7 protein-coding genes are annotated in these 6,778 nt (G+C 72.6%); 5 read left to right on the forward strand and 2 right to left on the reverse strand.

Annotated elements, in window-relative coordinates:
* Window positions 1–1,421 (reverse strand): FAD-binding oxidoreductase (locus tag ACIY1X_RS18455; RefSeq protein ID WP_399683260.1); only part of this gene is annotated, 1,421 nt, incomplete at its 3' end.
* Window positions 1,422–1,548: 127 nt separating this feature from the next.
* Between ACIY1X_RS18455 and ACIY1X_RS18460 the strand changes: the two genes are divergently transcribed.
* From ACIY1X_RS18460 to ACIY1X_RS18470, 3 genes are read left to right on the forward strand one after another with little or no spacing between them, the layout of a single operon-like run.
* Window positions 1,549–2,316: a class I SAM-dependent methyltransferase gene (locus ACIY1X_RS18460; protein ID WP_399683263.1), complete on the forward strand. Its 768-nt coding sequence runs from the start codon at window positions 1,549–1,551 to the stop codon at window positions 2,314–2,316.
* Window positions 2,317–2,375: 59 nt separating this feature from the next.
* Window positions 2,376–2,957, forward strand: coding sequence for a cob(I)yrinic acid a,c-diamide adenosyltransferase (locus ACIY1X_RS18465; protein ID WP_399683265.1), 582 nt, complete (start codon window positions 2,376–2,378; stop codon window positions 2,955–2,957).
* A gap of 4 nt (window positions 2,958–2,961) precedes the next feature.
* Window positions 2,962–3,855: a LysR family transcriptional regulator gene (locus ACIY1X_RS18470; RefSeq protein ID WP_399683267.1), complete on the forward strand. Its 894-nt coding sequence runs from the start codon at window positions 2,962–2,964 to the stop codon at window positions 3,853–3,855.
* 5 nt (window positions 3,856–3,860) lie between these two features.
* Here the strand turns inward: ACIY1X_RS18470 and ACIY1X_RS18475 are convergent, their stop codons facing one another.
* Window positions 3,861–5,096, reverse strand: a complete 1,236-nt coding sequence (locus tag ACIY1X_RS18475; protein ID WP_399683269.1) for a D-amino acid dehydrogenase — start codon at window positions 5,094–5,096, stop codon at window positions 3,861–3,863.
* Between the two features lie 259 nt (window positions 5,097–5,355).
* On the opposite strand from ACIY1X_RS18475, the gene ACIY1X_RS18480 reads away from it, so the two are divergent.
* Together ACIY1X_RS18480 and ACIY1X_RS18485 are read left to right on the forward strand one after the other, a co-directional pair.
* Window positions 5,356–6,243, forward strand: coding sequence for a transporter substrate-binding domain-containing protein (locus ACIY1X_RS18480; RefSeq protein WP_399683271.1), 888 nt, complete (start codon window positions 5,356–5,358; stop codon window positions 6,241–6,243).
* A gap of 41 nt (window positions 6,244–6,284) precedes the next feature.
* Complete coding sequence (locus ACIY1X_RS18485) at window positions 6,285–6,656, forward strand: hypothetical protein (protein ID WP_038202563.1); 372 nt, start codon at window positions 6,285–6,287, stop codon at window positions 6,654–6,656.
* Window positions 6,657–6,778 lie beyond the last annotated feature (122 nt).

Here is a 6,778-nt window from a genome sequence, read left to right on the forward strand (position 1 = left end):
CTGAAGATCTTCCCCGGGTTCATGATGTTCTTCGGGTCCAGCGCGCGCTTGATGGTGCGCATCATGTCCACCGCGCCGGCGCCGGCCTCGTCCAGCAGGAAGCCCATCTTGTGCAGGCCCACGCCGTGCTCGCCGGTGCAGGTGCCTTCCAGCGCAATGGCGCGCGCCACCAGCGTGTGGTTCAGTTCCTCCGCCTTGGCGCGCTCGGCCGGGTCCTCGGGGTCGATCAGGTAGCCGAAGTGGAAGTTGCCGTCGCCCACGTGGCCGACGAGGAAGTAGGGGATGCCGCTGGCGTCCGCCTCGGCCACCGAGTCGAGCAGGCAGTCGGCCAGGCGCGAGATCGGCACGCAGGTGTCGGTGCTGATGGCGCGGCAGCCGGGCCGGCTCTGGATGGCGGCGAAGTACGCGTTGTGCCGTGCCGTCCACAGGCGGGTGCGCTCCTCGGGCGTGGTGGCCCACTCGAAGGCGTTGCCGCCGTGCTCCGCCGCGATCTCCTGCACCGTCTCGGCCTGCTCCTTCACGCCGGCCGGCGAGCCGTGGAACTCCATCAGCAGCATCGGTTCCTCGCGCAGCCCGAGCTTGCTGTGCGCGTTGACCATGCGCACCGTGTTCGCGTCGATCAGCTCCACCCGCGCGATCGGCACGCCGAGCTGGATGGTCTGGATCACCGTGCGCACGGCGGCCTCGATGCTGGGGAAGGAGCAGATCGCGGCCGACACCGCCTCGGGCAGCGGGTACAGGCGCAGCGTGATCTCGGTGACCACGCCCAGCGTGCCCTCGCTGCCGACGATCAGGCGCGTGAGGTCGTAGCCGGCGCTCGACTTCTTGGCCCGCGTGCCGGTGCGGATCGCCTCGCCGCTCGCGGTCACCACCTCCAGCGCCAGCACGTTCTCGCGCATCGTGCCGTAGCGCACGGCGTTGGTGCCGCTGGCGCGCGTGGCCGTCATGCCGCCGATCGAGGCGTCGGCGCCCGGGTCGATGGGGAAGAACAGGCCCGTGGACTTGATCTCGTCGTTGAGCTGCTTGCGCGTGACGCCCGGCTGCACGGTGACGGTGAGGTCGTCCGCGTTGACCGAGAGCACGCGGTTCATGCGCGAGACGTCGATGCTGATGCCGCCCTGCACCGCCAGCAGGTGCCCTTCGAGCGAGGAGCCGACGCCGTAGGGAATCACCGGCACCGCGTGCTCGGCCGCCAGCTTCACGGCCTCGGCCACGTCCTGCGTGCTCTCGGCGAAGACCACCGCCGCCGGCGGCGGCACGTCGGTGTAGGAGGACTCGTCGCGCCCGTGCTGCGTGCGCACCGCCATCGCGGTGGAGCACTGCGCGCCGAAGCGCGCGGCCAGCGCGTCCAGCAGCGCCTGGGGCACGGGGCGGGGTGCGATCTCGGGGGCGACGTGGGCCAGGTGGGCGGGCGCGTTCATGGGGGGTCTCCTTGGGGCGGGGCCGGGCGGTCTGCCATTCTAGGAACGCACCGCCTCGCGCGGATGCCCCTGCGCACCGCCGGCGCATGGCCCGGGGCGCGCGGGACCCGGGGGCAATAATGATTCGATGAGTGAAGCCCGCCCGCCGGTCGCCGCCGCCAAGGTGCAGCTCCCGCATGCGCCGCTGCCGGCCTACTACGCCGACGAGGCGGAGCATGGCCGCTACCTGCGCCGCATCTTCGACGACACCGCGCCCGACTACGACCGCATCGAGCGCGTGCTGGCGCTGGGCTCGGGCGCCTGGTACCGCCGCGCGGCACTCAGGCGCGCCGGACTCGGCGCCGGCGCACACGTGGTGGACGTGGGCATCGGCACCGGCCTGGTGGCGCGCGAGGCGCTGGCGCTCGTCGGGCCGCGCGGGCGGCTGGTCGGCGTCGATCCCAGTCCCGGCATGCTGCGCGAGGTGGCGCTGCCGCGCGCGGACCTGCTCGCCGGCCGGGCCGAGGCGCTGCCCTTGCCCGATGGCAGCAGCGACTTCCTCAGCATGGGCTATGCGCTGCGCCACATCGCCGACGTGAGCGCGGCCTTCGCCGAGTTCTTCCGCGTGCTGCGCCCGGGCGGGCGCCTGCTGGTGCTGGAGATCAGCAAGCCCGAAGGCCGCGTCGGCACGGCCGTGCTCAAGGGCTACATGCGCACCGTGGTGCCGGTGATCGCCCGCCTCGTCGCGCGCCGGCGGGCCACGCCGGAGCTGTGGCGCTTCTACTGGGACACCATCGAGGCCTGCATCCCGCCCGCCACGGTGATCGAGGCGCTGCGCGCCGCCGGCTTCGAGCGCGTCGAGCGCCACGTGGAACTGGGCGTGTTCTCCGAATACACCGCCACACGGCCGGGCTGAGCCGCCTGCGCCCGCGCGGCCTACCATTGCGCGGTTTCCTCACTCTCCCGAGCCACCTCATGGGCAACCGACTCACGCAGATCGCCACGCGCACCGGCGACGACGGCACCTCCGGCCTGGCCGACAACACGCGCCTGCCCAAGCACCACCCGCGCTTCGCCGCGATGGGCGACGTGGACGAGCTGAACTCGCACATCGGCCTGCTGCTGTGCGAGCCGCTGCCCGACGGCGTGCGCGAGCTGCTGGTGGACGTGCAGCACCAGCTCTTCAACCTGGGCGGCGAGCTGTCGATGCCGGGGCACACGCTGCTCAAGGACGAAGCCGTGCTCCAGCTCGACAACGCGCTGGCCGAGCACAACGCCGCGCTGCCGCGGCTGATGGAATTCATCCTGCCGGCCGGCACCCGCGCCGCCGCGCAGGCGCACGTGTGCCGCACCGTGGCGCGCCGGGCCGAGCGCGCCGTGGTGGCGCTGGCGGCGCAGCAGGGCGAAGCCGTCGGCGCCGCGCCGCGCCACTACCTCAACCGCCTGTCGGACCTGATGTTCGTGCTGGCCCGCGTGCTCAACCGCGTGGACGGCGGCGACGACGTGTACTGGAAGAGCGAGCGCCTCGCCCGCGCGCAGCGCGGCGAAGAAAACTGAGCCGATGCGGCTGCGCCACATCGAGGTCTTCAACGCCGTCATGCTCACCGGCAGCGTGAGCGCGGCGGCGCGGCTGATCAACGTCACGCAGCCGGCCGTCAGCCGCACGCTGCAGCATGCCGAGCTGCAGCTGGGCTTCGCGCTGTTCCGCCGCGACAAGGGCCGCCTCACGCCCACCGCCGAGGCGCAGGCGCTGTACCCGCACATCGAGCGCCTGTTCGCGCAGATGGACGAGGTGCAGCGGCTGGCCGCCAGCCTGCGCGCCGGCGGCGACGCGACGGTGCTGCGCATCCTGGCGGTGATGGCGCTCACGCACGAGGTGCTGCCGCGCGCGCTGGTCGCCTTCCGCCGCCGGCATCCCAGCGTGACGATCCACGTGGAGGGGCTGCACACGCCGCAGATCGTCTCGGCGCTGCTGCTGCGCGAGGCCGACGTGGGCCTGGCCTTCAACCCGGTGCCGCCGCCGGGGCTGGCGCACGAGACGCTGGCCACCAGCCCGATCGTCTGCATCGCGCCGCGCGGCCTGCTGCCGCGCGCGGCGGTGGCGCAGGGCGCCGTCGACCTGGCGGCGCTGGACGGCGTGCCGGTGGCGGCGCTCGACGCGCGCGACCCGGTGGGCACCAGCCTCAGCCAGGCCTGCCGCGATGCCGGCGTGAGCCTGAACGCCGTGATCACCGTCCAGACCTACCACGCCGCGCTGGCGATGGCGCACCACGGCCTGGGCGTGGCGCTGGTGGACGCCTGCACCTCGCGCTCGGCCGACCGCAGCCGGGTCGACGTGCTGGCCCTGCGCCCGCAGCTGCCGGTGCCCGTGCGCGCGCTGCGCCCGCTGCACGCCACGGAGTCGGTGGCGGTGCGCAGCCTGCTGCAGTGCGTGCAGCAGGTGCTGGAAGACTGACCTCGTCAGGGCCCGGCCGCCGCCAGCGCCGCGATCTCGGCAGCGGAGCCGAAGGCCAGCGTGAAGCCCAGCGCGCCGTGGCCGGTGTTGAACAGCATGTTGCGCGGCGCGCGGCCCACCCGCCCGACGATGGGCGTGCCGCGCGGCGTGGCCGGCCGCAGGCCGGCCCAGGGCTGCGGCGCGCCGAAGTCGCGCGCCGCCTGCGGGAAGACGGCCTTCGTCGCCGCGACCAGCGTGTCGACGCGATCCTGCGGGATGGCCAGGTCCTCGCCCACCAGCTCCGCCATGCCGGCCACGCGCAGGCGGTCGCCCAGGCGGGCGAACACCGTCTTGCGGGCGGTGTCGGTCACGCTCACGCGCGGCGCGGCGCCGGGCGCCGCATCCACCGGCACGGTGATGCTGTAGCCCTTGAGCGGGTAGACCGGCAGGTAGGCGCCGAGCTGCCGGCCGAAGCGCACGCTGGCCGTGCCCAGCGCCATCACGAACAGGTCGGCCTGCACCGGCCCGGCGGCGGTCTGCACCGCCTGCACGCGGCCGGCGCGCAGGTCGAAGGCCTCGGCCGCGTGCCCCAGCACGAAGCGCACGCCGCGCTGCGCCAGCGCCGCGGCCAGCGCCTGGCAGACCTTCAGGCAGTCAGCCGCGCATTCGCTGGGCGTGTGCACGCCGCCGGCGATCCGGCGGGCGTACTGCGCCAGCGCCGGTTCTAGCCGCACGCATTCCTCGGGCGTCACCACGGCCTGTTCCGGCGCGCCCAGGCGGCGCTGCAGCGCGATCTGCCCGCCCGCCGCCTCCAGGCCCTCGCGGCTGCGGTAGAGCACCAGCTTGCCGGTGGCGGAGAAGTCGCAGAAGGGCGCGTCGCCGGGCGCCAGCTCGGCGCGCATGGCCTCGAAGCCCACGCGGCTGACGGCCGCCAGCGAGAGCAGCCGCGCCGTGCCGTCGGCGGCGGCGCGCGCGTTGCAGGCGGCCAGGAAGGCCAGGCCCCAGCGCCACTGCTGCGGGTCCAGGCGGGGCCGCAGCTTCAGCGGCGAATCGCCGGCCAGCAGCAGGTGCGGCAGCTGGCGCCAGATGGACGCATCGGCCAGCGGCGCCACGTACGAGTAGCTCAGCTGCGCGCCGTTGCCGCTGCTGGTGCCGGCGCCCGGCGTGGCCTGGTCGACCACCGTGACCTGGTGGCCCTGGCGTTGCAACTCCCAGGCGCAGGCCAGGCCCACGATGCCGGCGCCGAGCACGCAGATGTGCATGAGACGAGTGAGGAAGAGGATGAGGAGGAAGGGACGGTGCCCGCCGAGGCGTCCACTCTAGGCGCCCGCGCGGCATGTGGACCATGCCGATCGCATGCCCACCCATGCCGGCAGATCATGGGGGATACCCTCACCATAAGCTTTGAACATGGGCCGCGGGCAAAAAGGAATGCCACGGTGGGCGGGCTTGCGTCCACACTGGCCGGACCCTTGCTTGCCGGGTGTTTCTTCTTTTACTTCGTTCCCGAGAAAGGTACCCATGAAGCTCTCCGCACTGTCCGCCGCCGTCCTGCTCGCCGCGCTGGCGGCCACGTCCGCGCAGGCCGGCGATACCTTGGCCAAGGCGGCCGAGGCCAACAAGATCACGTTCGCCTACCGCGAGTCCTCCGTGCCCTTCAGCTACCTGGACGGTCCCGGCAAGCCGATCGGCTTCGCGGTGGACATCTCCAACGCCGTCGCCGAGGCGGTGAAGAAGCAGACCGGCAAGGCCGACCTGAAGGTCGAGTGGATGCCCGTCACCTCGCAGAACCGCATCCCGCTGCTGAACAACGGCACCGTCGACCTGGAGTGCGGCTCCACCACCAACAACAGCGCCCGCGGCAAGGACGTGGACTTCGCCATCAACCACTTCTACACGGGCACGCGCCTCCTGGTGAAGAAGAGCTCCGGCATCAAGGACTGGGCCGACCTCAAGGGCAAGAAGGTGGCCATCACCACCGGCACCACCAACATGCTCGTCGTGCGCAAGTACAACGACGAGAAGAAGCTGGGCATCGACGTCGTTGGCACCAAGGACCACGCCGACGCGCTGCTGCTGGTGGAGACCGACCGCGCCGCCGCCTTCCCGATGGACGACATCCTGCTGTACGGCCTGAAGGCCAACGCCAAGGACCCGGCCAGCCTGGAGGTGGTGGGCGAGGCGCTGCAGGTCGAGCCCTACGCCTGCATGGTCCGCAAGGACGATCCGAAGTTCAAGGCGCTGGTGGACGGCGTGATCACCGGCATGATGAAGTCGGGCGAGTTCGAGAAGCTCTACGACAAGTGGTTCATGGGGCCCATTCCCCCGAAGAACCAGGCAGTTGGCCTACCCATGAGCGACGAACTGCGCAATAACATCAAGTCGCCGAGCGACAAGCCGGCCACGTGATCCGGCAGCGGCTCCCGCCGGCCGCGCCGGCGGGAGTTGCCATGACGAACACACGCATCCTTTCCGTTGTCCGACTGCTGGCGCTGGCCGGTTCCGCCGCGGTGCTCGGCGCCGCCCTGCCGGCGGCCGCCCAGCCCGAGGGCAACGATCCACCCAGGGCGCAGCGCGCCCACACGCTCAAGCAGCCCGCGCAGGACGGCAAGGTCGTCGGCGGCATGAAGCGCGGCACCGATGCCGCCGGCCGCGGCATCGACCGGGCCGAGGACGCCACGCGCCGCGGCATCAACCGTGGCGCCGAGGCAGCCAGCGCCCCCATCCGCCGCGTCGGCGAGGCCTTCGGCCGCAAGCTGGCGCCCGGCTCCAGCGGGCATGCGACGCCGCCGGCGACCGGGCCGCAGGGCAACGGCCCCTGACGGCACTCACATTTCGTCACCCGCCGCCGCGCAGGCGTGTGAATTGCTTCACAGCGGCGGGCCGCCGAACGTGACACAGTTGGCACGTCACACACGTCAGGCACCGTGACGCCACGGGCTGT

The organism is Xenophilus sp. (assembly GCF_044462705.1).
Taxonomy (GTDB): Bacteria; Pseudomonadota; Gammaproteobacteria; order Burkholderiales; family Burkholderiaceae_C; genus Xenophilus; species Xenophilus azovorans.

What these genes read in the sequence shown, in the direction of transcription:
- ACIY1X_RS18465 (WP_399683265.1), top strand. Translation starts at nt 2,376, where the DNA reads ATGGGCAACCGACTCACGCAGATCGCCACGCGCACCGGCGACGACGGC.
- ACIY1X_RS18485 (WP_038202563.1), top strand. Translation starts at nt 6,285, where the DNA reads ATGACGAACACACGCATCCTTTCCGTTGTCCGACTGCTGGCGCTGGCC.
- ACIY1X_RS18480 (WP_399683271.1), top strand. Translation starts at nt 5,356, where the DNA reads ATGAAGCTCTCCGCACTGTCCGCCGCCGTCCTGCTCGCCGCGCTGGCG.
- ACIY1X_RS18460 (WP_399683263.1), top strand. Translation starts at nt 1,549, where the DNA reads ATGAGTGAAGCCCGCCCGCCGGTCGCCGCCGCCAAGGTGCAGCTCCCG.
- ACIY1X_RS18470 (WP_399683267.1), top strand. Translation starts at nt 2,962, where the DNA reads ATGCGGCTGCGCCACATCGAGGTCTTCAACGCCGTCATGCTCACCGGC.
- ACIY1X_RS18475 (WP_399683269.1), bottom strand. Translation starts at nt 5,096, where the DNA reads ATGCACATCTGCGTGCTCGGCGCCGGCATCGTGGGCCTGGCCTGCGCC.